Genomic DNA, 281 nt, shown 5'->3' on the forward strand with positions numbered 1-281 from the left:
CATAATACGCCGGAATCTTCAGATCGGTCTCATTCTTCAGGATGAAATTCGTGCCCAGAGTCGCCACCCGGCGCGGCTGCGACGCCACAATATCCGTGTAGGACGGAGCGGACACCGGACCCTCATGCTCCACCGCCTCGCTGTAGGCGGCAGTCTGCAGAACCACGCCCTCATTCACACTCACACCGGACACCGCCGGACGCTCGGTAGCAACCGGCACCGGCTGCACCACCTCATTCACATCCAGTGCCCGCCGATGGCACATCTTCGTCCCACGATAT

Annotated in this window: 1 protein-coding gene; it reads right to left on the reverse strand. The window is 61.2% G+C overall.

Annotated elements, in window-relative coordinates:
• Window positions 1–241 (reverse strand): hypothetical protein (locus LZP69_RS16390; protein ID WP_234201749.1); only part of this gene is annotated, 241 nt, incomplete at its 3' end.
• Between the last annotated feature and the right edge of the window lie 40 nt (window positions 242–281).

The organism is Shewanella sp. AS1, from assembly GCF_021412565.1.
In the GTDB taxonomy this organism is placed as follows: Bacteria; Pseudomonadota; Gammaproteobacteria; order Enterobacterales; family Shewanellaceae; genus Shewanella.